General features: G+C 60.9%; 25 protein-coding genes and 1 tRNA gene. 18 read left to right on the forward strand and 8 right to left on the reverse strand.

All coding sequences use genetic code 11. From position 1 onward, the window contains the following. Positions 1–29 precede the first annotated feature (29 nt). Together ACIX9_RS15315 and ACIX9_RS15320 are read left to right on the forward strand one after the other, a co-directional pair. On the forward strand, positions 30–1,376 hold the full coding sequence (locus ACIX9_RS15315; protein ID WP_013581406.1) for a VWA domain-containing protein: 1,347 nt from the start codon (positions 30–32) through the stop codon (positions 1,374–1,376). A gap of 2 nt (positions 1,377–1,378) precedes the next feature. Then, positions 1,379–2,245, forward strand: a complete 867-nt coding sequence (locus ACIX9_RS15320) for a DMT family transporter (RefSeq protein ID WP_013581407.1) — start codon at positions 1,379–1,381, stop codon at positions 2,243–2,245. A 4-nt stretch (positions 2,246–2,249) separates the two neighbouring features. Here the strand turns inward: ACIX9_RS15320 and ACIX9_RS15325 are convergent, their stop codons facing one another. After that, complete coding sequence (locus ACIX9_RS15325; RefSeq protein ID WP_013581408.1) at positions 2,250–3,062, reverse strand: polyphosphate kinase 2 family protein; 813 nt, start codon at positions 3,060–3,062, stop codon at positions 2,250–2,252. Positions 3,063–3,064: 2 nt separating this feature from the next. Beyond that, on the reverse strand, positions 3,065–3,301 hold the full coding sequence (locus ACIX9_RS15330) for a Sec-independent protein translocase subunit TatA/TatB (RefSeq protein ID WP_013581409.1): 237 nt from the start codon (positions 3,299–3,301) through the stop codon (positions 3,065–3,067). Between the two features lie 244 nt (positions 3,302–3,545). On the opposite strand from ACIX9_RS15330, the gene ACIX9_RS15335 reads away from it, so the two are divergent. After that, on the forward strand, positions 3,546–4,202 hold the full coding sequence (locus ACIX9_RS15335; protein ID WP_013581410.1) for a hypothetical protein: 657 nt from the start codon (positions 3,546–3,548) through the stop codon (positions 4,200–4,202). 82 nt (positions 4,203–4,284) lie between these two features. On the opposite strand, the gene glgC is transcribed toward ACIX9_RS15335, so the two are convergent. The 3 genes from glgC to ACIX9_RS26495 form a co-directional block, all read right to left on the reverse strand. After that, positions 4,285–5,538 carry a glucose-1-phosphate adenylyltransferase gene (gene glgC / locus ACIX9_RS15340; protein ID WP_013581411.1) on the reverse strand — a complete coding sequence of 418 codons (1,254 nt, stop codon included), beginning with the start codon at positions 5,536–5,538 and terminating at the stop codon, positions 4,285–4,287. A 223-nt stretch (positions 5,539–5,761) separates the two neighbouring features. Then, positions 5,762–6,070: a hypothetical protein gene (locus tag ACIX9_RS15345; protein WP_013581412.1), complete on the reverse strand. Its 309-nt coding sequence runs from the start codon at positions 6,068–6,070 to the stop codon at positions 5,762–5,764. A 290-nt stretch (positions 6,071–6,360) separates the two neighbouring features. Next, a complete protein-coding gene (locus ACIX9_RS26495) occupies positions 6,361–6,516 on the reverse strand; it encodes a hypothetical protein (protein WP_013581413.1) in 156 nt (51 codons plus the stop codon). Positions 6,517–6,602: 86 nt separating this feature from the next. Between ACIX9_RS26495 and ACIX9_RS15350 the strand changes: the two genes are divergently transcribed. Together ACIX9_RS15350 and ACIX9_RS15355 are read left to right on the forward strand one after the other, a co-directional pair. Further along, the gene (locus tag ACIX9_RS15350) at positions 6,603–7,073 is read left to right on the forward strand and encodes a hypothetical protein (RefSeq protein WP_013581414.1); all 471 of its coding nucleotides are present in this window, start codon (positions 6,603–6,605) and stop codon (positions 7,071–7,073) included. Between the two features lie 75 nt (positions 7,074–7,148). Continuing rightward, the gene (locus ACIX9_RS15355) at positions 7,149–7,646 is read left to right on the forward strand and encodes a hypothetical protein (RefSeq protein ID WP_013581415.1); all 498 of its coding nucleotides are present in this window, start codon (positions 7,149–7,151) and stop codon (positions 7,644–7,646) included. Positions 7,647–7,650: 4 nt separating this feature from the next. Here the strand turns inward: ACIX9_RS15355 and ACIX9_RS15360 are convergent, their stop codons facing one another. Next, positions 7,651–8,154 (reverse strand): DUF427 domain-containing protein, encoded by a 504-nt coding sequence (locus tag ACIX9_RS15360; protein ID WP_013581416.1) that lies wholly within the window; start codon positions 8,152–8,154, stop codon positions 7,651–7,653. 68 nt (positions 8,155–8,222) lie between these two features. Here ACIX9_RS15360 and ACIX9_RS15365 point away from each other — a divergent pair, with 68 nt between their 5' ends. The 8 genes from ACIX9_RS15365 to pelA are packed head-to-tail and all read left to right on the forward strand — an operon-like array spanning position 8,223 to position 15,159. After that, the gene (locus tag ACIX9_RS15365; protein WP_013581417.1) at positions 8,223–8,672 is read left to right on the forward strand and encodes a hypothetical protein; all 450 of its coding nucleotides are present in this window, start codon (positions 8,223–8,225) and stop codon (positions 8,670–8,672) included. Positions 8,673–8,726: 54 nt separating this feature from the next. Continuing rightward, complete coding sequence (gcvT, locus tag ACIX9_RS15370; protein WP_013581418.1) at positions 8,727–9,872, forward strand: glycine cleavage system aminomethyltransferase GcvT; 1,146 nt, start codon at positions 8,727–8,729, stop codon at positions 9,870–9,872. Positions 9,873–9,905: 33 nt separating this feature from the next. Next, a complete protein-coding gene (gcvH, locus tag ACIX9_RS15375; protein ID WP_013581419.1) occupies positions 9,906–10,304 on the forward strand; it encodes a glycine cleavage system protein GcvH in 399 nt (132 codons plus the stop codon). A gap of 4 nt (positions 10,305–10,308) precedes the next feature. Continuing rightward, positions 10,309–11,667, forward strand: coding sequence for an aminomethyl-transferring glycine dehydrogenase subunit GcvPA (gcvPA, locus tag ACIX9_RS15380; RefSeq protein WP_013581420.1), 1,359 nt, complete (start codon positions 10,309–10,311; stop codon positions 11,665–11,667). 3 nt (positions 11,668–11,670) lie between these two features. Beyond that, entirely contained in the window at positions 11,671–12,015 is a 345-nt protein-coding gene (locus tag ACIX9_RS15385) for a hypothetical protein (RefSeq protein WP_013581421.1), read from the forward strand. A 3-nt stretch (positions 12,016–12,018) separates the two neighbouring features. Beyond that, positions 12,019–12,237 (forward strand): hypothetical protein, encoded by a 219-nt coding sequence (locus ACIX9_RS15390; RefSeq protein WP_013581422.1) that lies wholly within the window; start codon positions 12,019–12,021, stop codon positions 12,235–12,237. 11 nt (positions 12,238–12,248) lie between these two features. Then, positions 12,249–13,796, forward strand: a complete 1,548-nt coding sequence (gene gcvPB, locus ACIX9_RS15395; protein ID WP_013581423.1) for an aminomethyl-transferring glycine dehydrogenase subunit GcvPB — start codon at positions 12,249–12,251, stop codon at positions 13,794–13,796. Positions 13,797–13,800: 4 nt separating this feature from the next. Then, complete coding sequence (gene pelA / locus ACIX9_RS15400; RefSeq protein WP_013581424.1) at positions 13,801–15,159, forward strand: pectate lyase; 1,359 nt, start codon at positions 13,801–13,803, stop codon at positions 15,157–15,159. Positions 15,160–15,288: 129 nt separating this feature from the next. Here pelA and ACIX9_RS15405 read toward each other — a convergent pair whose 3' ends face one another. Continuing rightward, complete coding sequence (locus ACIX9_RS15405; RefSeq protein ID WP_013581425.1) at positions 15,289–15,861, reverse strand: DUF2911 domain-containing protein; 573 nt, start codon at positions 15,859–15,861, stop codon at positions 15,289–15,291. A 175-nt stretch (positions 15,862–16,036) separates the two neighbouring features. Here ACIX9_RS15405 and ACIX9_RS15410 point away from each other — a divergent pair. The 5 genes from ACIX9_RS15410 (at position 16,037) to ACIX9_RS15430 (ending at position 19,933) form a co-directional block, all read left to right on the forward strand. Further along, positions 16,037–16,113, forward strand: a tRNA-Arg gene (locus ACIX9_RS15410). A gap of 128 nt (positions 16,114–16,241) precedes the next feature. Beyond that, complete coding sequence (locus ACIX9_RS25915; RefSeq protein ID WP_013581426.1) at positions 16,242–16,634, forward strand: hypothetical protein; 393 nt, start codon at positions 16,242–16,244, stop codon at positions 16,632–16,634. A 224-nt stretch (positions 16,635–16,858) separates the two neighbouring features. Next, complete coding sequence (locus ACIX9_RS15420; RefSeq protein ID WP_083808459.1) at positions 16,859–17,941, forward strand: carboxypeptidase-like regulatory domain-containing protein; 1,083 nt, start codon at positions 16,859–16,861, stop codon at positions 17,939–17,941. A 30-nt stretch (positions 17,942–17,971) separates the two neighbouring features. Further along, entirely contained in the window at positions 17,972–19,516 is a 1,545-nt protein-coding gene (locus tag ACIX9_RS15425) for a protein adenylyltransferase SelO (RefSeq protein ID WP_013581428.1), read from the forward strand. Positions 19,517–19,537: 21 nt separating this feature from the next. Further along, on the forward strand, positions 19,538–19,933 hold the full coding sequence (locus ACIX9_RS15430; RefSeq protein ID WP_013581429.1) for an MGMT family protein: 396 nt from the start codon (positions 19,538–19,540) through the stop codon (positions 19,931–19,933). Between the two features lie 16 nt (positions 19,934–19,949). Here ACIX9_RS15430 and ACIX9_RS15435 read toward each other — a convergent pair whose 3' ends face one another. After that, positions 19,950–21,131, reverse strand: a complete 1,182-nt coding sequence (locus ACIX9_RS15435) for an HlyD family secretion protein (protein WP_013581430.1) — start codon at positions 21,129–21,131, stop codon at positions 19,950–19,952.

A 21,131-nucleotide genomic window follows, 5' to 3' on the forward strand; every position in this document is an offset into this window, starting at 1 on the left:
GAAACAAACAGCCAACTGGGGAGAAGCAAGTGAAAGAGATTGTGATCGCGGGCGCGATGGCGTTGACGCTGCTCGGGCAGCAAACCGGAACCGGCGTGGCGGTGGCGCAGCAGACCACCCCACAGCAGCAGACGATTCCCGACGCCCCACGCCCTCAGGGCCTGCCACTGACCAATGTTGCTCCGGGCAAGGCGCCCAATACGTCCAATAGCAACGCCACGGATCCGGACCAGCCAGCAGTCGGTTCCACCCTGCCCAATTCACCCTCGCAGCCGACTGCAGACGACCAAGGGCCACCTCCAGTCCAGCCCGCACCAGGCCAAGGCCCCGCGACCTTCACTCTCCAGCTCCAGACAAACTTCGTAGAGGTTCCGTTTACCGTCAAGGACAACAAAGGCCATCTGGTGCCCGCACTATCCGCGCGTGACGTTCGCGTCTACGAGAACGGCCTCCGCCAACACACCGCCGTCTTCACCAGCGATCCCTTCCCCATGTCCGTCGCTATGGTCATCGACCAATCCATGCCCTTCGACACCATGACCCGCGTCAACAACTCTCTCGAAGCGCTGCCCGCAGCCTTCGCCTCTTATGACGAGGTCGCCGTCTTCACCTATAACAACGGCCCCCGGATGCAGACTGACTTCACCTCCGGCACCAGCGCCCGCCTCTCGGCCGTCCTGGAGCGCTCCAAATCCAGCGGACGTGAGGCAATGTACTACGCCCCGGGCGAAGGTCTTGGACACGGTATCGACATCAACAACGGAGCCCAGAAGGAGATCACCCCCCTCGGTACCGGCGGCGGAGTAGGAACCCCCCAGGGAGTGACCCAGGTTCCGCGCGAGGTCCACACCCTCAACGATGCCATTCTGGAAGCCGCCAAGTCCCTCTCTAAGGCCAAGCAGGGCCGCCGCCGCATCATCTACGTCATCTCTGACGGCAAGGAATACGGCAGCGTCGCCAAGACCAAGGACGTCATCAAGTTCCTTCAGACCAATAACATCCAGGTCTTTGCCACCCTCACCGGCGACGCCAGCGTCGAAGGCCTCGGCTTCATCGAGCGCATCCACGTCCCCCTCATGATGCGAGACAACAACCTCAAGGCCTACACCGACGCCACCGGCGGAGCCCTCTTCGCCGAGTACCGCCAGAAGGCCATCGAGACCAGCTTCTCCCAGGTCACCGAGCAGGTTCGCACCCAGTACACCATCGGCTACTACAGCCGCGAGCCCTTCATCGACGGCAAATACCGCAAGCTCGAGGTTCAGATCCTCAAGCCCAACCTGAACGTCATCGCCAAGGACGGGTACTTCCCCTCAGCCTCCCAAGCCTCGCGTCAGCGGCCTACTGCGCCCGTCTCGACAACGCCCAACCAGTAATAGTGGGCTTTTTTCTGAACGGTAACGCCCTGCTCGCCCTCGCGGCAGCAGGGCTTTGGGGTGTCGGCGACTTCTCCGGCGGCATGGGGGCCAAATCCGCGGGCGGAAACACCGCCTCAGCCCTGCGCGTCGTCCTCCTCAGCCACCTCACCAGCTTCTCCGTCCTGCTCCTTATCCTCTTCGCTCGTGGTGATACCTTCCCCCACGGGGCCCCTATGCTCTGGGGCATCGCCGCAGGCGTCGCAGGCGGCCTCTCACTCACCGGCTTTTACATCGCCCTCGCACGCGGCGCGATGGGTGCCTCCGCGGCCATCAGCGGCCTCCTCGCCGCCGCCATCCCTGCCCTCGTCTCCATGCTGACGGATGGCTCCCCCGGCCTCCGCCGCGCTCTCGGCTTCCTCATCGCCGGCGCAGCCATCTGGCTCATTGCAGCCGGACCAGCCGAGCACGAAGACCCCTCCACCACCTGGCTCGCCATCGCCTCCGGAGCCGGCTTCGGCTTTTACTTTGTCGCGCTCAAATACGCAGGCCCCGCCGGTCCAGTTTGGCCCATGGCCCTCGCCCGCATGGGCAGCATCTCCACCTGCTCCATCATTCTGCTGGCTCTGCGTGGCGGTGGAGGCGCAGTCACCATCACCCGCCGCACCATCCTCTGGGTTCTCTCCACGGCTCTCTTCGATACGTCCGGCAACTTGCTCTTCGTCGCCGCCGCTCGTCTCGGCCGCCTGGACGTCGCCGCAGTTCTGGCCTCGCTCTACCCCGCCTCGACCATCCTGCTCGCCGCCTGGGTCCTTCGCGAGCGCCCCACGCGCCGCCAGGCCTTCGGAATGGCAGTAGCCATCGCCGCCGTAGTTCTCATAACCCTGTAGACCGTTACAGCGTCAGCGTAGAAGCATCCACCGTAGGCTTCGGATACTCCAGCTTCATCCCCTCAAAGGCCTGTTCCAGCACCTCGGAGATGGCCAGGTTCCGATACCACTTGTGATTCGCAGGAATCGCAAACCACGGAGCATGCTTCTTGCTCGTCTCGCTCAAAATATCTTCGTACGCATCCGCATACTGCGGCCAGAACTTCCGCTCCGCAAAGTCCCCCGCGGACAGCTTCCAGTGCTTCTTCGGATCGTCGATTCGTGCCTTCAGCCGCGCCGTCTGCTCCTCCCGGCTGATATTCAGGAAGAACTTCAGAATCAGCGTGCCCTGATCCGCCAGCATCTGCTCAAACTGATTGATCTGCGCCAGCGATTCCTTCACTTCCTTGCCGGAAAGATGTCCATGCACCTGCGGGCTCAACACCTGCTCATAGTGCGACCGGTTGAACACCACGATCATCCCTTTCGCCGGAGCCTTCGCATGGCAGCGCCAAAGGAAATCATGCCTTGCCTCGAGCGGCGTCGGCACCTTGAACGAAGCCACATCGCACCCTTGCGGATTGATCCCCTCAAAGATATGCGAGATCGTCCCGTCCTTGCCTGCCGTGTCCATGCCCTGGAGCACGATCAGCACAGACCGCTGTTGCGAGGCATACAGAACCTCCTGCAGCTTCTGCAGCTTCCGCTGGTGTTTCACCAGTACCGCAGCCGCGGCTTCAGGCGAGTTGAACCCGCCGTCCGCCTTCGTCTCCAGCTTGGACAGCTTCACCTTCGTGTCAGGCTTGATCAGCCAGGGGGACTTGATCTTGATATGCAAATCTAGGCCTTCGTAACCGGTTCATCAGCCTTCGGAGTCACGCTGTGGGCGTTCTCTGCAGCCTTTGCCTGCGTCGAAGCAGCCGGGGTATCATCTCCGGTAATTCCCTTCATGCCGTCCTTGAAACCCTTGAATCCTTCGCCCAGTCCCTTGCCCAGTTCCGGAAGCTTCTTGCCTCCAAAGAACAGAACGGCCAGACCCACGACGATAATAATGTGCCACGGTTGAAAGAGTTCCATACTGATTCTCCCTTGCGAACGTCTACAGCTACAGATGTCAAAACATGGCGTCCGCGAACCTATTGTCGCACCGAACGGGCAGCGCAAGCCACTGCTTTACCACGCGTCCGAAACGCTCACCCTAACCTTACGATGCAGCATCCGGGTCAGATGGCCGTCAAACGTTATATCTTGGAAGGAGTCGCTCTCGCGCAAAGCGCAGGCAGCGGCGCACCCGGGTTCAGATGTGGAGACAGGAAGACCGATGCAGAGATCGATGAAAGCCCTGGCATGTTTGTTCGCCGCGGCAGTAACAACCTTGGCCGCAACCGCAGCGCAGGCGCAGTCCCAGAGCAAACTGGCGGCAGCCGCTCCAGTCACCTATGACAACAAGTACGAAGTCTACGGCGGCATCAACTTCATGAACTTCCAGGCCGGCCAGGACATCCCCAAGCGTATGAATCTGGGCGGTATTGAAGTGGCTGGCACCTACTGGCTCACTCACAAGCTCGGTCTCACAGCCGAGTACCGCGGTGAAGCCGGCACCACGCCCGTTATTCCCACCGCGCGCAACGTCAACACCACCGTTCAGCCGCTCGTCGTCCTGCACTCCGGTCTCTTCGGCGTCCAGTACCGCGGCCCCAAGAGCCAGCGTGCCGCCATCAACTACCACGCCTACGGCGGCGCGGCCTACGGCGACTTCACGGAGTCAGGTATCGTCAACAACGGACCTCAGTCCGCCGGCCTCTATGACAATCACACCGCCCCCATCTTCGCGTTGGGTGGCAGCGTAGACTTCAACCGCTCAAAGAACTTCGCCATCCGCCTCTCGCCAGACCTCATCCTCGAGCACTTTGGCACGGAGACTCGCGAGTTCTTCGCCATCTCCGGCGGAGTCATCTACCGCTTCGGCCAAAAATAACCGACCCCACCTAAACGGGAAACGCCAGGCGATGGATCGCTTGGCGTTTCCGTTTGCTAGTCCGTAGGCTCTAGTCCCTGCTTTACAGCGTTTGCATAAACTCCGGACTGACCGGATTCTCATAAACCGAGTAATCCCGCGTCACCACCGTCAGCCCCGACGGCGAGACAAAATAATTCTTCCGGTCCTCATTCTGGTCATACCCAATCACCGTCCCATCCGGAATATGTACGTCGCGGTCGATAATCGCATGGCGAATCCGGCAGTGACGCCCGATATTCACATGCGAGAACACGATCGAGGAGTCCACGTCCGCGTATGAATTCACGCGCACATCCTGGCTCACCACCGAGTTCCTGACCACAGCACCTGAAACGATCGACCCAGAAGCCACAATGGAGTTGATCGCCATGCCAGTACGTCCCGGCTCCCCGAACACAAACTTCGCCGGCGGATACTGGTATGCCCGCGTCCGCATCGGCCAGCTCTTATCGTAGAGATTGAAGATCGGCGTCACGCCCGCCACGTCCATATTGGCCTCGTAGTAGGCGTCCAGCGTTCCCACATCGCGCCAGTACAGCGCATTCTGCTTGTTCTCATCCACAAAGTTGAACGCCTGCATCCTGCAACGGCCCAGCAGGTTCGGCAGGATATTGTGCCCGAAGTCGTGCTTCGAGTTCGGGTCTTCAGCGTCCTTCATCAACTCCGGCAGCAAGACATCCGTGTTGAAGATGTAAATGCCCATCGAAGCGTCGACCATGTCCGGCATAAACGGCGACCGGACCTTCGTCTCCTTCGGCTTCTCTTCAAAGCCCGTCACTTCCCCGTTCTTTCCCACCTCCACCACGCCAAACGAAGAAACCTCCTCCGGCAGGATCGGCAGCGTCGCCAGCGTGACATCGGCCTTTGTGTCGATGTGGTGCTGGAGCATCTTGGCGTAGTTCATCTTGTAGATATGGTCGCCGGACAGGATGATCACGTACTTCGGCTCTTCGGACCCAATCGAGTAGATATTCTGGTAGACCGCATCCGCCGTCCCCTGGTACCAGGACTTTGAAACCCGCTGCATCGGCGGCAAAATTTCGATAAACTCGCCCAACTCCTGCGCCACCACAGACCCCCATCCTTCACGAATGTGACGGTTCAGCGAGAGCGCCTTGTATTGCGTCAGGATGTACACATGCCGCAGGTCGGAGTTGATGCAGTTAGACAGCGTGATATCGATAATGCGGTACTGGCCGGCAAACGGAACAGCCGGCTTGGCACGATCGCGGGTCAGGGGAAAAAGCCGTTCGCCGGCACCACCGGCGAGCAGAACACCAAGCGTATCTCTCATCAGGAAGCTTCCTCGTCACTGCTGCACTGCGCTTGCAGAAACAGCGTTCCGCGTACGAACGCCACTCTGGATCAACATCTACGTGGGATGCCAAAAATAGCCCTCACGCACCGGACCTCCACCCTAACATGGACCACAATCCCTCAGCTCACATGAAAAAGGCCCGGACAAATTCCAGGCCTTTCGCACCACTCGGTTAATTCTATTTCTGTCTTGCTAGGCCCTAGTCCCTAGGCTCCAGGCCCTGCTCTTGTCCTTCTTCCGCCAGACTGATCCGCAAAGACTTCAGGAAGCTCAAATCATTATTGGTAAAAGGACCTTCTTCCGTTGTACCGTCGCCCAGCAGCAGGGGAGAATCTTCAGTCTCCTCTTCCACTTCGTTGAGGCCGATCGTCGCCTCCAGCATCAGCAGGACATCGAATCCCTGCTCGCGAAGGTTTTTTACAACGCCCGCTATGTGCTCGGACTCGGAGACAGACTCGTGAATCGCTTCGCCGAGCTTCTGGATAAGATTCTTTACGTTCTGATTCAAGGACACCTCCGGGCTGCCGCAATAAACGACTGAGACGCTGTAACCAAAAGGACTCGCATCGGGTATTCGCCCTCCAGATTGGATGAGGGGAACGGCATTGCGGGTGCGGGATGTTGAATCAGAGAATACGCCCACTCCCATTTCACTGCAATCACACCTTGTGAGTATCGCGGCCCAAAATCACCACTCCTCACAGAAAGAGATTGCGTCTTTACTGACAACCAAGAACCGACAGCTGAGAACCGGCCAGAAAAAGCTTTTGCCGGTCCTCGGCCACCAACTCACATAAACTAAACCACCGTGTGATGATCCGCCCATGCATCCTGAAGCTTGTGCGCCAGATCCGACACCGGGGCCGTATTCAAAGCAGCCTGCTTCTGATTGCTGACCACAAAATAAGCCGCCGCAAAAGCCAGACCGCTGACCAAAAAGAGAAGTTTGCTCATCTGCTCTGAATCTCCATTTCCGGGCCTGCTCCGCCCCGTCCAGCAAACTAGGATGCAGCCCAGCACCCCAAGGTAGACTGAAAAGCATGGATGCAGGTCGTTTCGGCAGAGCATTAGGGCAAGGCGCACGCGAGGCCGCGAAAGCAGCCGTCCAGGCAGCCGAAGCAGCAGCAGCCCCGTCACCTGCTCCCAGCAGACGAACCGCTCGCCCCGCCCCCGCCACCCCAATCATCGAGCGAGCCCGCGAAACCGTCAGTCAGTCCAGCCACCACACCGTCCAGACCGCCCAGGGGATCAAGCGCGGCGGCAAACGCTTCGGCGAAGCCATCTGGGGGCCCTTCGCCAAGCTCTCCAGCGTCCTCATCCTTGAGGTCACCGGCGTCCTCTTTGGCATGTTCGCCCTGGTCGCCGCCTCCGAAGTCTGGAAAGGCCGGCACGACTTCCACGCCGCCGCTGCCGAGCAGCGCCACGAGATCTTCGCCATCATCATGCTCGCCGTCTTCGGCTACTTCACCCTCTCCAGCTTCCTCCGGGCCTCCCGCCGCCAGCGCCGCTAACTCCTCACTTCAGACTGCACCCTCGCTTTTCCATCTCATCAAGTGCGCTGCCGCAGCCATGCATCACAGCATGGTATGAGGTTGATCCTCCCCACCGCCTGCCTTCTTCTGGCCGCCACCTTCCAGGCCCAGACCACCATCCCGCAGCTCCATGCCACCACCTTCGCCGGCGACCCCGTCACTCTCCCCGGCCCACCCGCCATTCTCATCCTCGGCTTCTCCCAGGCCTCCCGCACCCAGGCCTCGGACTGGGGGCACCGCCTCGCCGCCGACCCCCACCGCCCCCCGACCGTCGCCTACTACGAACTCCCTGTCCTCGAATCCGTTCCCCGCCTCATCCGCTCCTGGGTGCTCAAGAGGATCAGGCAATCCGTGTCTCCCAACGGCCAGCACCACTTTGCCCCCATCCTTGACCACGAGCAGGATTGGAAGCGCGCAACTGCCTTCGATAACCCTGACTCCGCCTACATCCTCGTCGTCGACCCCTCCGGCACCGTCCGCTGGCATACCGCCCAACCCCTCACGGACCAGACGTACGCCGAAGCCCTTCGCCAGGCCGCCCTTATCCACTAGCCCCTCACCAACCCCGCGTCCCCGGCGCACCCTTGAACGGCCCTTTCAGATTCTTCGTAATCCAACCGCCATAGAAGTCCCCTTCCTGCGGTACCACGCGCTCCTCATCCACCCAGCACTCATCCACCTTGCTCGCATAGAACGCCAGAAACCCCTTCAACGCCGAATAGCCCGGTGACGGCTGTTCATAACTCCAGGCCACCTGGCCAACAAGGTCGGCTCCTGGCATAATCAGGTCCCAATAGCCAGCCACCCCCTTGAACTCACAAAAGCTCCCGGCCGCGGAGGAGCGTCGCAACAGACTGACCGCCACATCGGCAGGCGCCAGATAGTACACCGGAGGATGGCTCGTCTCCAGTATCCGGACTGCCTGCGTCGCATCGGCAATCACCCTTCCCGCATGCACGATCCTGATTCGCCGCACACTCGCCTCCAGCCGAGGGGGCCTCGGATAGTCCCACACCGACTCACTTTCGCCACTCGCCGAATCCCCTGCTCCTTTGTTCATCGCGTAAGTCCCTCCCCAAAGTAGGACGTTACACTCAGCCTGACGATCGCCCCCGGCAGGAGCCTCATTTGCACGCCACTCAAAAACGCCTCAATGAAATGAACCGCCTCACCGACATGCTGCACTTCCCCGCCCTCGTCAACGCCGGCGCCACCCTCAACGTCCTCATCACCATCCTCGCCACCTGGTATGTCGAGCCCCGCTACCCCGCCCTTGCCGGTCTTTGGATTGCCCTCGTCCTGACCCTCAACCTCCTCCCCGTCGCCCTGCTCCGCCTCACCCTCACTCCCGCAACCCCCTACCCCACGCTTCCCCAGATGAACTTTGTCCGAGACCAGCACAAGTTCTCCGACTGGGTCTACCTCGCCGCCTCAGCTGGCATGGCCTTCTGGATCCTCCTCACCTGGACCGTCTCCGCCTGTAGTCGAAGTCCCTTCACCCTCGTAGCCACCCTCCTCGCCGCCTTCCTCATCACCTTCTCCCCCGTCCTCCTGCGCCCGCTCTTCAAACCCACCTAAGCCCCCGGATGCTACCCTTTTAGAGGCCGCCGCAGCATCGGCTTGAGGAATTCCATGTCAGACGCCGTCGTCAATCTCCGCACCACCGCGCTTAACGCCACTCACCGCACCCACAAGGCCAAGATGGTCGACTTTGGCGGCTGGGACATGCCCGTCGAATACTCCGGCCTGATCGCCGAGCACACCGCCGTCCGGACGGCCGTCGGCCTCTTCGACGTGTCCCACATGGGCGATATCCAGCTCCGTGGACCGGGCTCCCTCGCCGCCGTGCAGCGTCTCCTGATGAACGATGCCAGCAAGCTTCAGACCGGCCAGGCCCACTACTCGGCCATGTTGTATGAGAACGGGACGTTTGTCGATGATGTGGTCCTCCACAAGCTCTCCGACAATGACTATCTCATCGTCATCAACGCCGGCACGCGCGAGAAAGACGTCCAGTGGGTCCGCAAGCAGATCGGTGCCATGCCCGGCGTCCACATCAACGACTTCTCCGACTACTACACCCAACTGGCCATCCAGGGCCCCAAGGCCGAAGCCACCCTGCAAAAACTCACCACCACAGACCTCTCCGTTATCAAGAACTACTGGTTCGCCTGGGGCCAGGTCTGCGGCTGCCACAACGTCATGATCGCCCGCACCGGCTATACCGGCGAAGACGGCTTTGAGATCTATATCCCGTCCGACGAGCCCACCAGCTCCCGCGTCTGGGGCGAGGTCCTGGACGCCGGCGCAGAGTTCGGCATCATCCCCTGCGGCCTCGGTGCACGCAACACCCTTCGTCTCGAGTCCGCCATGGCCCTCTACGGCCACGAGATCTCCGACACCATCAACGTCTTCGAGGCCAACCTCGGCCGCTACTGCAAGATGGACAAGGGCACCGACTTCGTGGGCCGCGACGCCCTCTCCGAGATCGAATTCACCGGCGGCCCCAAGCGCAAACTCGTCGGCCTCGAGATGATCGACCGAGGTATCGGCCGTGACGGCTACCCGGTCTTCACCGTAGGCGGTGAAAAAATCGGTGAGATCACCAGCGGCTCCCCCGCCCCATTCCTCAAGAAAAACATCGCTCTCGCCTACGTCCCCACCCAGTATGCAGTTGTGGACGAGATCCTCGCCGTAGAGATTCGCGGCGCGCTCGTCAAAGCCAAAGTGGTCCCCACGCCCTTCTACAAGAAACCAAAAAAGCCCCCCACCGTCTAAACTCACTCAAGGAATTCAAGGAGACTCACCAGCATGGCCTATCCCGCCGCATACAAGTACACCAAGTCCCACGAGTGGCTCGAAGTCTCCGGAACCACCGGCTCCGTCGGCATCACCGACTACGCCCAAAGCTCCCTTGGCGACATCGTCTTCGTCGAGCTCCCCAAGGTAGGCGACACCCTCACCGCCGGCAAGATCTTCGGCTCCGTCGAGAGCGTCAAGGCCGTCAGCGATCTCTATGCCCCCGCCTCCGGCACCGTCACCGAGATCAACGAGGCCCTCAACCCCGCACCCGAGACCATCAACACCGACGCCAACACCACCTGGCTCTATAAATTCGACCTCACCAACCCGTCCGAGCTTACCTCCCTCGACACTCTCATCGAAGCCGCCGCCTACGAAACCTTCGTAGCCGAAGAAACAGGACACTAGATCAATGCGTTATCTCCCCAAAAGCCCCACCGACCGCGAAGAGATGCTCGCCGACATCGGCGTCCCCAACATCGACGCCCTCTTCTCCTCCATCCCGGCCGAGTATCAGCTTACCCGCGATCTCGACGTCCCGCGCCAGCACGCCGAGTCAGAGATCATCGACCGCTTCCGCGCATATGCCGACAACAACGCCAACGGCTACGCCAGCTTTCTCGGCGCAGGCGTCTACAAGCACTACAAGCCCGTCATCATCGACTCCCTCGTCCAGCGCGGCGAGTTCCTCACCAGCTACACCCCCTACCAGCCCGAGATCGCGCAAGGGACCCTCCAGGCCATGTTCGAGTTTCAGACCATGATCTGCGAACTCACCGGCATGGAGATCGCCAACGCCAGCATGTACGACGGCTCCACCGGCGCAGCCGAAGCCATCATGATGGCCGTCCGGGTCACCGGCCGCAACGCCGCCGTCATCGCCCGCACCGTCCACCCGGAGTACCGCGAGGTCATCCAGACCTACGCCACCCACCAGGAAATCCCCCTCACGGAGGTCTCCTACGCCTCCAATGGCCGCGTCGACATGGCCGCCCTTGAAGCCGCCATCACGCCCGACACCGCCTGCGTCCTCATCCAGTCCCCCAACTTCTTCGGCACCATTGAAGACGTTGCCGCCATCGCAGAACTCGCCCACAGCAAAGGTGCGTTGCTCATCGTCTCCATCGCCGAGGCCGTCTCCCTCGGCATCGTCAGACCACCCGCAGAGGCTGACATCGTCTCCCTCGAAGCCCAAAGCTTCGGCGTAGCCCTCGGCTATGGCGGCCCTTACTGCGGTGTCATCGCCTGCAAAGAGAAGTTCCTCCGCCAGATGCCCGGCCGCCTCATCGGCGAAACCAAGGACGCCAACGGCAAGCGCGGCTACGTCCTCACCCTCTCCACCCGCGAGCAGCACATCCGCCGCGAGAAGGCCACCTCCAACATCTGCACCAACCAGGCCCTCGTCGCCCTTATGACGACCATCTATCTCACTATCTACGGCAAAGAGGGCATGAAAGAGCTGGGCGAACACAACCTCGCCAAAGCTGACTACCTCCGCTCGGTCCTTTCAGATAAAGGGAAGGTTCTCTTCGACGGAGCGCCTCGTTTCCACGAGTTCGTCCTCGACCTGAAGCAGGGAGCGGAAGCAGCCAACGTGGCGCTGTTAGAGAAGAAGATCATCGGCGGTCTGCCGCTTGAGAAGTGGTACCCGGAATTAGGCCCAGGAGCTTCCCTCTGGTGCGCCACAGAGGTCACCAAACGTACAGACATGGATGCCGCTGCAGAGGCTCTCATCACCATCGATGAGCCCGCCCTCGCGGCCAAAGGTTAGGCGATGGATATCTCAGCCATCGTCGGCACCGAACTGAAATCCGTGGCCTTCGTCGAAGACTTCCTCGAGCTCCGCTTCGGCACCCCGTGCTTGACCCTTTACGACTGGCCTCACGTCCTGCTCCCTGACTTTTCCGTGGCATACGGAGAGCCCGAGTACCGCAACGCCCTCTGCGCCCAGATCAACGAAGAGGTTGTGGAGGCCTCGTTGGAAGAAGGCGATTCACTCACGATCGAACTCGCCAATGGAGTCGTCTTCGGACTTTCGCTGCGCGAAGAAGACGTGGATGGCCCAGAGTCCGGCAGCTTCTCAGAGACAGGCCAAGCAGTAGATGCACAGGAGTTTTAAGCAATGCCCGAGTCATCCGGAATCAACATGGAATTTGAACAGATTGGTATGGTCGCGCTGATCGGACTGGCACTTGTCCCAGGCATGATCTGGGTCTCGAAGGCGAAGACCGGCACCCGCATGGCCTTGCGCACATCGCTCGTCACCGGCCTGATCGTTGGGCTCGTCGCATTAGAGGCCAGCTTAGACAAGACCGCAGAATCAGTCGCAGAAGCTCTGTAAAGGATCACCTCATGTCAGACACGAAGTTCGTAGGCACCCCTCGCAAAGTCACCACCCACGTCAACCAGAACGAAGGCTTGATCTTCGAGAAGTCCTCACCCGGCAAGAAAGCCTATCGCCTGGCCGAGTTGGACGTGCCGGCGATTGATGCCAAGAAGCTGCTCGGCCCCGCGCTGCGCACCGACCTTGGCGTCATGCCCGAACTGAGCGAGATCGAGATCATCCGCCACTTCACGCGTCTCTCGACTTGGAACTATGCGATCGACCTGGGCATGTACCCCCTCGGCTCATGCACGATGAAGTACAACGGCCGCGTCAACGAAGCTGTCGCACGGCTTGAAGGTATCGCCGAAGCCCATCCGTACCAGCCCGAATCCCTCTCGCAGGGCTGCCTCCAGATCATGAAGACCCTCGAGGAAGCCCTCCTCGAGATCACCGGCATGGACGCCATCACCCTCCAGCCCGCCGCCGGCGCGCACGGCGAGTTCACCGGCATCCTCATGGTCCGCGCCTACCATGAGTCCAAAGGCAACGCCCGCAAGAAGATCATCGTCCCTGATAGCGCTCACGGGACAAACCCCGCCACCGCAGCGGTCGTCGGATACGAAGTAGCCAACCTGAAATCCAACGCCCAGGGCATGGTCGATCTCGAAGAGCTGGAGCGCATGGTCGACGAAGACACCGCTGCCCTCATGCTCACCAACCCCAGCACCATCGGCGTCTTCGAGTCGGACATTCACAAGATCGCCGATATCCTCCACGCTAAAGGCGCCCTCCTCTACATGGATGGAGCCAACATGAACGCACTCGTCGGCAAGACCCGCCCCGGCGACTTCGGCGTAGACGTCATGCACCTCAACCTGCACAAAACCTTCTCTACCCCGCACGGCGGCGGTGGCCCGGGCAGCGGCCCCGTAGCCGTCAAGAAGATCCTCGAGCCCTTCCTTCCGAAGCCCACGGTCGAGACCAAACCTGACGGCTCGCTCACCCTGCAGTTCGACCGCCCGCAGTCCGTAGGCCGCGTCCGCATGTTCTACGGGAACTTCGGCATGTTTGTCCGCGCCTTGGCGTATATCCTCGCCAACGGCCCCGACGGCCTCCGCCAGACGACCGAGGACGCCGTCCTCAACGCCAACTACATCCGCGCCAAGCTCCTCGACACCTTCGAGCTGCCGTTCAAGCGCCCGTCGCTTCATGAGGTTGTCTTCAGCGATAAACTGCAGGCCAAGAACGGCGTCAAGACCGGCGACATGGGCAAGCGTCTCATCGACTACGGCTTCCACGCCTACACCGTCAGCTTCCCGCTCGTCGTCTCCGGCGCCATGATGATCGAGCCCACCGAGAGCGAATCCCGCGAGGAGCTTGACCTTCTCATCGACGCACTCAAGCAGATCGCCCAGGAGGCCGCCGAGAACCCGGAGCTGGTCAAGACCGCGCCCCATACCACCCGGCTGCAGCGCCTGGATGAGACCACAGCGGCGCGCAAGCCTATCCTGCGTTGGAAGGCCCCCGTCGCAAAGGAGCCCGTTCAGCCGGATACCGCCGCGAAGGAGTGGTAATCGGATGAGCAAGGCTTTGCTTCGTGCTGGACTCTCCATCGCGCTTGCCTGCGGAAGTGTTGCGGGCTTTGCGTCGGTGATCGGCACGAACAAGCCGGCTCTGGACATTACGAGAGCTCGTATTCTGCAGCTTCCGGCGGGCCAGCAGAAGGTCTGGCTGGACTATTTGAAGCGCTCTGAGGAGCAGCGTGCCGCCGACCGGGCGGCTCTGGCTGGTGAGCGGAAGCCGGGGATGGCGGTGCCTGACCTCCCGAAGGAGAGCTCGTCGGCCCACTCTATGCCGCTGGATCGCGAGGCTGCCTGGTATGGAACGGCTGAGGCTCGGCATATCGCGGATGTGATTGTGAGCTTCCAGACTCCGGCCGGAGGGTGGAGCAAGAACATGGATATGGCAGGGACGCTACGCCAGCCTGGACAGAGCTATGCGCCGGACAACTTGTCTCGTCATCCGAGTGAAGCGGACTTCGACACGCCGAAGGATCCGAACTGGAACTACGTCGGCACTCTGGACAACGACGCCACCAATACGGAGTTGCGATTTTTGGCGCGCGTTGCGGGACAGACAAGGACGGAGGGGGAGAGCTATCGGAAGAGCTTCCTGCGTGGACTGCGATACCTGCTGGCGGCGCAGTTTCCTAATGGGGGGTGGCCCCAGGTCTGGCCTCTTGAGGGCGGCTACCATGATGCGATCACCTATAACGACAATGCCGTCACCGAAACTGCGGATCTTCTGACGCAGGCAACGAGCGGCATGGGCGACTATGCCTTCGTCCCTGCAGAGTTGCGGCACCGATCGGCAGAGGCGATGCAGCGTGCCCTGCAGTGCATTGTGACGACCCAGATTGTGGTGCATGGGAAACGGACGGGATGGCCGCAGCAGCAGGACCCGCTGACGCTGGCTCCTGAATCGGGCCGGAACTACGAGCCCCCTGCGCTTGCGACCGGCGAGAGCGCGGATATTCTGATTTATCTGATGGGGCTGCCCCACCCCTCCCCGGCGATACGGGCTGCGGTGAGGAATGGAGTGGATTGGCTGAAGTCGGTGGAGGTATACGGGCAGGAGTGGACGGGGTCCCGGAGGGATGCCGAGGGCCGGCATCTGGTCGCTCATGCGGGGAGTGGGCCGATCTGGGCGCGCTACTACTCCATCGAGACGGGTAAACCGATCTTTGGAGACCGGGACAAGAGCCTCCATGACGACGTGAACGAGCTTTCCCTGGAGCGGCGCAATGGGTATAGCTGGTACTCGGATGGGCCGTTGAAGGCGCTCACGGCCTATGCGATTTTGGGAAGAAGTAGGCCGGGCAAGTACCTCCCTACCCCCCATGGTTATGGGGTAAAGTCTTCAAAACATGAGACTTAGGTTCAGACTTGCACGCGCACTTTTATGGCCAAACAGGCCTAAAATACTCATTCTTATAGGCTTAAGACCAACTTGAGGGGCACTTTTTTTGAAGGCGCGGCTTCCTGGGTGGCAGCCGCGCCTATGGATTTAAGGTGTAGTGATCTTGACTGATTCGTCCGTCGTGGCCCAGCGGATGTGGAGTTCGGCGGAGTCGCGCTTGATGTCGTCAAACGAGATGCTCATGACCTCCTGGGGCTCCGCGATGGATTTTTCCTTCAACTCCACGCGGCCGAGATCCATCTCCTGTTTGTACTCCGTGCCCCACTGACCGTTCTGCTTGTTGACGATGAGCATCCATTTCTTGCGGCTCGGCAGGGTGTAGATGGTGTAGGTCCCGGCGGGGACGAGGAGGCTGCCGATATGGAGGGCGACGGGCGTGATCAGGGTCGTTGCCGGGTTCGCGCCGGTGCGCCAGACCTGGTCGTAGGGAACAAGTCCGCCGAAGATCTGGCGATTCCTCATGTGAGGCGAGTTGTACTTGATGGTGAGGGTCTGGCCGGCTAGGGTGACCGTTGCGGTCTGGGGCGGGCTGGGCATGGTCTTGCCAGACTCGGGAGCCATCTGCATGCCGGCCATCTGGCCGTCCTGGGCGAAGCCGGCCGGCGCAAGGGCGAGGGTTGTGAGAAGGGCAGCGGAGCTAAGGATCGTGCGGAGGGACATTTGATCTCGCTTTCGGAGTGGGTGGACCCATGCAGTCTGGAACACATTTGAGACGTAACTGGGACACACTTGAGACGTATTTGGGACACTTACGTCATGATGCTCGACTGCGGGCGAGAACCTTGTCAAATGGACGGGTGGATTGCGTGCAGCAGCGGTGCTACGATAAGGCTACGCGCCCGTAGCTCAGCTGGATAGAGCGGCAGCCTCCGAAGCTGTAGGTCAGAAGTTCGAATCTTCTCGGGCGCACCATCCCCCTCATCGTTCGTGTTCTTCCTTCTCTGGGCCCACCTTGAATTGCGGGTTAATTGGATTTTCATCGGCTAACCTGTCGCCTTCAGACGCATCCAACCCGTCAAGAAGAAGTAGAGGAGATCACCATGGCTTTTGTAAACGACACCGAGTTTCAGGACGACTTCCGCAAGGTGGGGCAGGATGTAACGGCGGGCTTTGAGCGGCCCGGTGCGCCTGCCGACCCGACCGATCATGCGAGCAGCGAAAACCTCGACGTCGCTCCGAAGACGGACGATCTGGATGAGGATGACGACCTCGAAGACGATGATCTGGATGAGGACGACGAAGACGAGGATGACGAAGATCTGGAAGACGACGACCTGGAAGATGAGGACGACGAAGAAGATGAAGACGACTTTGAGGACGATGAAGATGAGGACGACGAGGAAGAAGATGAAGATAACGACGAGCTCGAAGAGGACGACGACACCGTCAAAACCCGCGCCGGTGATGCTGTGAAGGTTGCACGCCGCCAATAGGCCTGATGGAGTTCTGAAGGAAAGCCCAGCCCTGCGGTTGGGCTTCTTCGTTTGATGTGATGCTCCTGCTTTTACCGTTCGGGAAACTCCCCCATAAGTCTTCTTCCCACAAGTGACGCCTGCGGTTACTCTCAAGTTACGGCCTTGTACGCGGCCGTTCTACTTTATCGGTGCCATTCTGGAGTAAGTCTTTGCGGGATCCTGTGTCTATCGATCGTCAATGGATGAAGAGGGTTCCAGCCCATCGTGGCTTGAATCTGTGGGTTGCGGGTCTTCTGTGTGTTTCCGCCGCGGGCTTATCCGCACAGCAGCCTGCTCCGGCAGCGCCCGGCCAGAGTCTTCCGGCTGCACCATCCGCAGTTCAGCAAGCCTCGCTTTCCGGCAGCGCCGGACTGACCGGAACCGTGACCGATACTGACCAGGCGTTGATCTCCACCGCGCAAATTGTGCTTGAAGAGACGGAGACCAAGGTCACACGTTCCGCGACCTCGGACGCCAGCGGAAGCTTCAGCTTTGTTGCGGTTCCGCCCGGAAAGTACATGCTGAGGATCTCAGCGCCGGGCTTTTCGCAGTGGAAGGTTGAGGACATTATCCTGCACGCGGATGACGCACTGGCGTTGCCAACGGTGGAGCTAGGAGTAGAGGAGATTACCGCGTCCGTCAACGCGATCACGCAAGAAGATCTGGCGGAGCAGCAGATCAGCGCGGAAGAGCATCAGCGCATCCTGGGAATTCTGCCGAATTTCTATGTCAGCTATGTTTCAAACGCCGCTCCACTGACGCGCAAGCAGAAGTTCAAGCTTGCGTTTGTGGTGAGCACAGATCCGCTGACCTTTATGACGACCGGCGTGACGGCGGGCATCGAGCAGGCGCAGGGCGACTTTTCCGGCTACGGCCCCGGCATTTCAGGCTATGCGCAGCGGTATGCGGCGACGTATGGCAACCGGTTGAGCGCTACGTTTCTGGGTTCGGCGTTTTTCCCTTCGATCTTCCATCAGGACCCCCGCTACTTTTACCGTGGGCATGGCCGCATCGTGACTCGGGCGCTGTATGCGATCTCCACGACGGTGATCTGTAAGGGCGATAACGGCCACTTTCAGCCCAACTACTCAAATGTCCTGGGCAATCTGGGTGCGGCGTTCATCGCTGGAACGTATTATCCGCGGAGCGATCAGCACGCGGTCCAGGTGACGGTGTCCGACACGCTGCTGGGAGTGGCGTATGGATCCTTCGGCACCTTGTTCCAAGAGTTTCTGCTGCGTCATGTGACTCACGGTGCGCCGCCGATCACTCCGGCGCAGCCCTGATTCGAAGCTAAAGCCATAGGATTACATCCAATGGCTATGAACCCGCTGAACGTCCTCCGTAAAGTACTGCCGACAGAAGCCGCGGCTCCGCTGCCTGTGCATTTTGGCTTTGAGAATACCTACGCGCGCCTTCCCGAGCACTTCTATGCGAGGTTGAATCCTACGCCTGTCGCCGCTCCGCGCCTGGTGAAGCTGAACGTGGAACTGGCGGTGAAGCTGGGGCTCGATCCGAATGCGCTGGCGAGCCCCGAAGGAGTTGCGATCCTGGCTGGGAACCGGGTGGCCCAGGGCTCTGAACCCCTGGCTATGGCGTATGCAGGCCACCAGTTTGGGCACTTCGTTCCTCAACTGGGCGACGGCCGCGCCAACCTGCTGGGCGAGGTGATGGGTCGCGACGGCAAGCGCTATGACATTCAGCTCAAGGGCTCAGGGCCGACACCCTTTTCCCGGCGAGGCGATGGGCGAGCCGCACTGGGGCCGGTGCTGCGCGAGTACATCGTCAGTGAGGCCATGGCAGCCATGGGCGTACCCACGACGCGGGCTCTGGCGGCGGTGATGAGCGGCGAAGAGGTGATGCGCGAGGGATTCATGCCGGGAGGGGTGCTGACCCGGGTGGCTGCGAGCCATCTGCGCGTGGGGACCTTCCAGTACTTTGCCGCGCGGGGCGATACGGACTCGGTCCGCAAGCTGGCCGACTATGCCATTGCTCGGCACTACCCGGAAGCTGCTGAAACAGCGGGGCCTTATCTTGCACTGCTGACGGGTGTGATCGGCCGTCAGGCGCGCCTGGTGGCGCAGTGGATGATGTTGGGTTTCATCCACGGCGTGATGAACACGGACAACACGTCCATCTCCGGCGAGACGATCGACTACGGCCCGTGCGCGTTTCTCGAGGCTTACCATCCGGAGAAGGTCTTCAGCTCGATCGACCAGCAGAGCCGCTACGCCTACGACAACCAGCCCCGTGCGATGCTGTGGAATTTGACTCGGCTGGCGGAGAGTTTGCTTCCGTTGATTGTGGAAGAGCAAGGGGGCGAAGAAGCGGGACTTGCTTCAGCGAAGGAGGCTCTTGCGGGCTTTCAGCCGCAATTTGAGGCGTCTCGCATGGCTGGATTGGGCCGCAAGCTTGGCTTGTCCATGGAGCAGGAGGGCGATGCTGCCCTGGCGCTGGACCTGCTGGAGCGCATGGCGGCCAATGAGGCTGACTTCACGCTGACCTTCCGGCGGCTTTGTGATGCGGCGCTCGATGCTGAGGCTGATGGGGCGGTGCGTGTTTTGTTCGCTGTTCCCGAGGCTTACGATGTCTGGGCGGCGCAATGGCGGTCTCGCTTGCGGGAACAACCGGGGGCTGCGGAGCGCGTTGCGGCTATGCGGCACGCGAATCCGGCGATCGTTCCCAGGAACCATCTGGTGGAGCAGGCTCTGGAGGCCGCTGCCGGGCAGGAAGACTTTACGCTCTTTGAAGGTCTGCTCGAGGCTGTGTGCCACCCGTTTGAGGATCGTCCGGAACTGACGAAGTACACCACGCCCGCTCAACCGCAGGAGCAGGTTCGTTACACGTTCTGCGGCACGTAACGTGTAGGTAGGAGATGCGAGATGGCGAAGGGGCAGGTGTTCGATCAGTTCACCGTTGAGCGAGTAAAGCGTAGCCTGTTGAGGGATTCGCTCCGCAAGAACGAGCAACGCGATCTTGCGTTTCGTCATATGATCCTCTCGATTCCCCCGGGCAAGGTGAGCACCTATGGCGGGGTCGCTGCGGCGGCCGGTTACCCGCGCTACCATCGCTCAGTGGCGAAGCTGCTACGGACGGGTCCGGCCGATCAGTTGCCTTGGCATCGCATCCTTGGCGCGGGTGGGGAGATCAAGCTGCGCGGGGCCGGCGCTGATGAGCAACGGGCGCGCTTGGAGCTGGAGGGCGTTGCGTTCAAGGGTGCGCGGGTCGATATGGAACGGCACGAACATACGATGAGGCCCTGGGAGATCGATCGGTAACGATGGGACGCCGCGCTTACCTCACGCTGGTTTCAACTGACATGCCTGGAAGAAGAGGGCGGCCATCGGCGAGTACAGTCTTGAGACGGATGCGGACTGGAATCCGCTGGACGACCTTGACGTAGTTTCCCGTGGCGTTATCCGGTGCGATCAGGGCGTACTTCGAGCCGGTTGCACCGCCGATGCTTTCTACCGAGCCCTGAATATCACTGCCGTAGGTATCGATGTGGATCGTCACGGGCGCGCCGGGTTGGACGTGGCGCAGCTGTGTCTCCTTGTAGTTTGCAGTAACCCAGATGTCGTCGGTGGGAACGATGTTGAGAAGTAGTTGGCCCGGGGCGATTCTCTGACCTGTTTCAATGCTGCGGCGTCCGACGATTCCACTGACGGGAGCGATGATGTCGGTGTAGCCAAGGTTCAACTGTGCGTCGTGCAATGCGGCTTTCGACTTCTTCAGCTCGCCCGAGACGCGCTCTACGCTGCTGCGGGCGGTGGCTACGAGCTCCGGGGCTGTCGCGGCAGAGAGCACATCCTGTTTGCGCTCGGCGATATGCTGTTCCGCGGCCTGTACCTTCTGATCGGCCGCCTGCAGGTTCGCCTGGGCGGCTGAGAGTTGCGCCGCTGTGACGTTCGCGTCGGTCATGCGTGTGTCGTACTCAGAGCGTGAGATCTCATGCGAGTTGACGAGTTGCTCGTAGCGGGCGCGATCGTTCTCCGCACGGCGGGAGCTCGCCTCCGCCTGCTGGACCTGGGCCGAGGCAGCGCGGACGCCGGCCTTTGCGCTGGCAAGCTCCGCCTCGGCTTCAGCCTCTGAGTCGTGCGCGGATGCGAGCTTGCTGGAGCTTGTCGTCTGGGTGATCGGCACCGCAAGTTCAGCGGTCTGCAACTGCGCCTGTTGCGCCTGCACATCGCCTTCAAGGCGGTCGATCGCAGGCTGGTAGTCGTTCGTATCGAGATGCGCCAGCACCGTGCCTGCCTTGACGAATTTTGTGTCGTCGATATCAGGATTCACCCAGACGACGGTGCCTCCCACGCGGGCGTTGATGGGGTGAACGTGGCCATCAACCTGTGCGTCATCGGTAGAGACGGAGCCGTGATCGCGTGACCACAGGAAGGCTCCTCCACAAAGCAGGATGAGGAGCGCGACGACGGTGAGCGATACCGAGATGCGGCTGTGATTGGAATTGATGTCGGACAT

This window comes from Granulicella tundricola MP5ACTX9, from assembly GCF_000178975.2.
Lineage (GTDB): Bacteria > Acidobacteriota > Terriglobia > Terriglobales > Acidobacteriaceae > Edaphobacter > Edaphobacter tundricola.

What these genes read in the sequence shown, in the direction of transcription:
- ACIX9_RS15330 (WP_013581409.1), bottom strand. Translation starts at nt 3,301, where the DNA reads ATGGAACTCTTTCAACCGTGGCACATTATTATCGTCGTGGGTCTGGCC.
- ACIX9_RS15335 (WP_013581410.1), top strand. Translation starts at nt 3,546, where the DNA reads ATGCAGAGATCGATGAAAGCCCTGGCATGTTTGTTCGCCGCGGCAGTA.
- glgC (WP_013581411.1), bottom strand. Translation starts at nt 5,538, where the DNA reads ATGAGAGATACGCTTGGTGTTCTGCTCGCCGGTGGTGCCGGCGAACGG.
- ACIX9_RS26495 (WP_013581413.1), bottom strand. Translation starts at nt 6,516, where the DNA reads ATGAGCAAACTTCTCTTTTTGGTCAGCGGTCTGGCTTTTGCGGCGGCT.
- ACIX9_RS15350 (WP_013581414.1), top strand. Translation starts at nt 6,603, where the DNA reads ATGGATGCAGGTCGTTTCGGCAGAGCATTAGGGCAAGGCGCACGCGAG.
- ACIX9_RS15355 (WP_013581415.1), top strand. Translation starts at nt 7,149, where the DNA reads ATGAGGTTGATCCTCCCCACCGCCTGCCTTCTTCTGGCCGCCACCTTC.
- ACIX9_RS15360 (WP_013581416.1), bottom strand. Translation starts at nt 8,154, where the DNA reads ATGAACAAAGGAGCAGGGGATTCGGCGAGTGGCGAAAGTGAGTCGGTG.
- gcvT (WP_013581418.1), top strand. Translation starts at nt 8,727, where the DNA reads ATGTCAGACGCCGTCGTCAATCTCCGCACCACCGCGCTTAACGCCACT.
- gcvH (WP_013581419.1), top strand. Translation starts at nt 9,906, where the DNA reads ATGGCCTATCCCGCCGCATACAAGTACACCAAGTCCCACGAGTGGCTC.
- gcvPA (WP_013581420.1), top strand. Translation starts at nt 10,309, where the DNA reads ATGCGTTATCTCCCCAAAAGCCCCACCGACCGCGAAGAGATGCTCGCC.
- ACIX9_RS15385 (WP_013581421.1), top strand. Translation starts at nt 11,671, where the DNA reads ATGGATATCTCAGCCATCGTCGGCACCGAACTGAAATCCGTGGCCTTC.
- ACIX9_RS15390 (WP_013581422.1), top strand. Translation starts at nt 12,019, where the DNA reads ATGCCCGAGTCATCCGGAATCAACATGGAATTTGAACAGATTGGTATG.
- gcvPB (WP_013581423.1), top strand. Translation starts at nt 12,249, where the DNA reads ATGTCAGACACGAAGTTCGTAGGCACCCCTCGCAAAGTCACCACCCAC.
- pelA (WP_013581424.1), top strand. Translation starts at nt 13,801, where the DNA reads ATGAGCAAGGCTTTGCTTCGTGCTGGACTCTCCATCGCGCTTGCCTGC.
- ACIX9_RS15405 (WP_013581425.1), bottom strand. Translation starts at nt 15,861, where the DNA reads ATGTCCCTCCGCACGATCCTTAGCTCCGCTGCCCTTCTCACAACCCTC.
- ACIX9_RS25915 (WP_013581426.1), top strand. Translation starts at nt 16,242, where the DNA reads ATGGCTTTTGTAAACGACACCGAGTTTCAGGACGACTTCCGCAAGGTG.
- ACIX9_RS15420 (WP_083808459.1), top strand. Translation starts at nt 16,859, where the DNA reads ATGAAGAGGGTTCCAGCCCATCGTGGCTTGAATCTGTGGGTTGCGGGT.
- ACIX9_RS15425 (WP_013581428.1), top strand. Translation starts at nt 17,972, where the DNA reads ATGGCTATGAACCCGCTGAACGTCCTCCGTAAAGTACTGCCGACAGAA.
- ACIX9_RS15430 (WP_013581429.1), top strand. Translation starts at nt 19,538, where the DNA reads ATGGCGAAGGGGCAGGTGTTCGATCAGTTCACCGTTGAGCGAGTAAAG.
- ACIX9_RS15435 (WP_013581430.1), bottom strand. Translation starts at nt 21,131, where the DNA reads ATGTCCGACATCAATTCCAATCACAGCCGCATCTCGGTATCGCTCACC.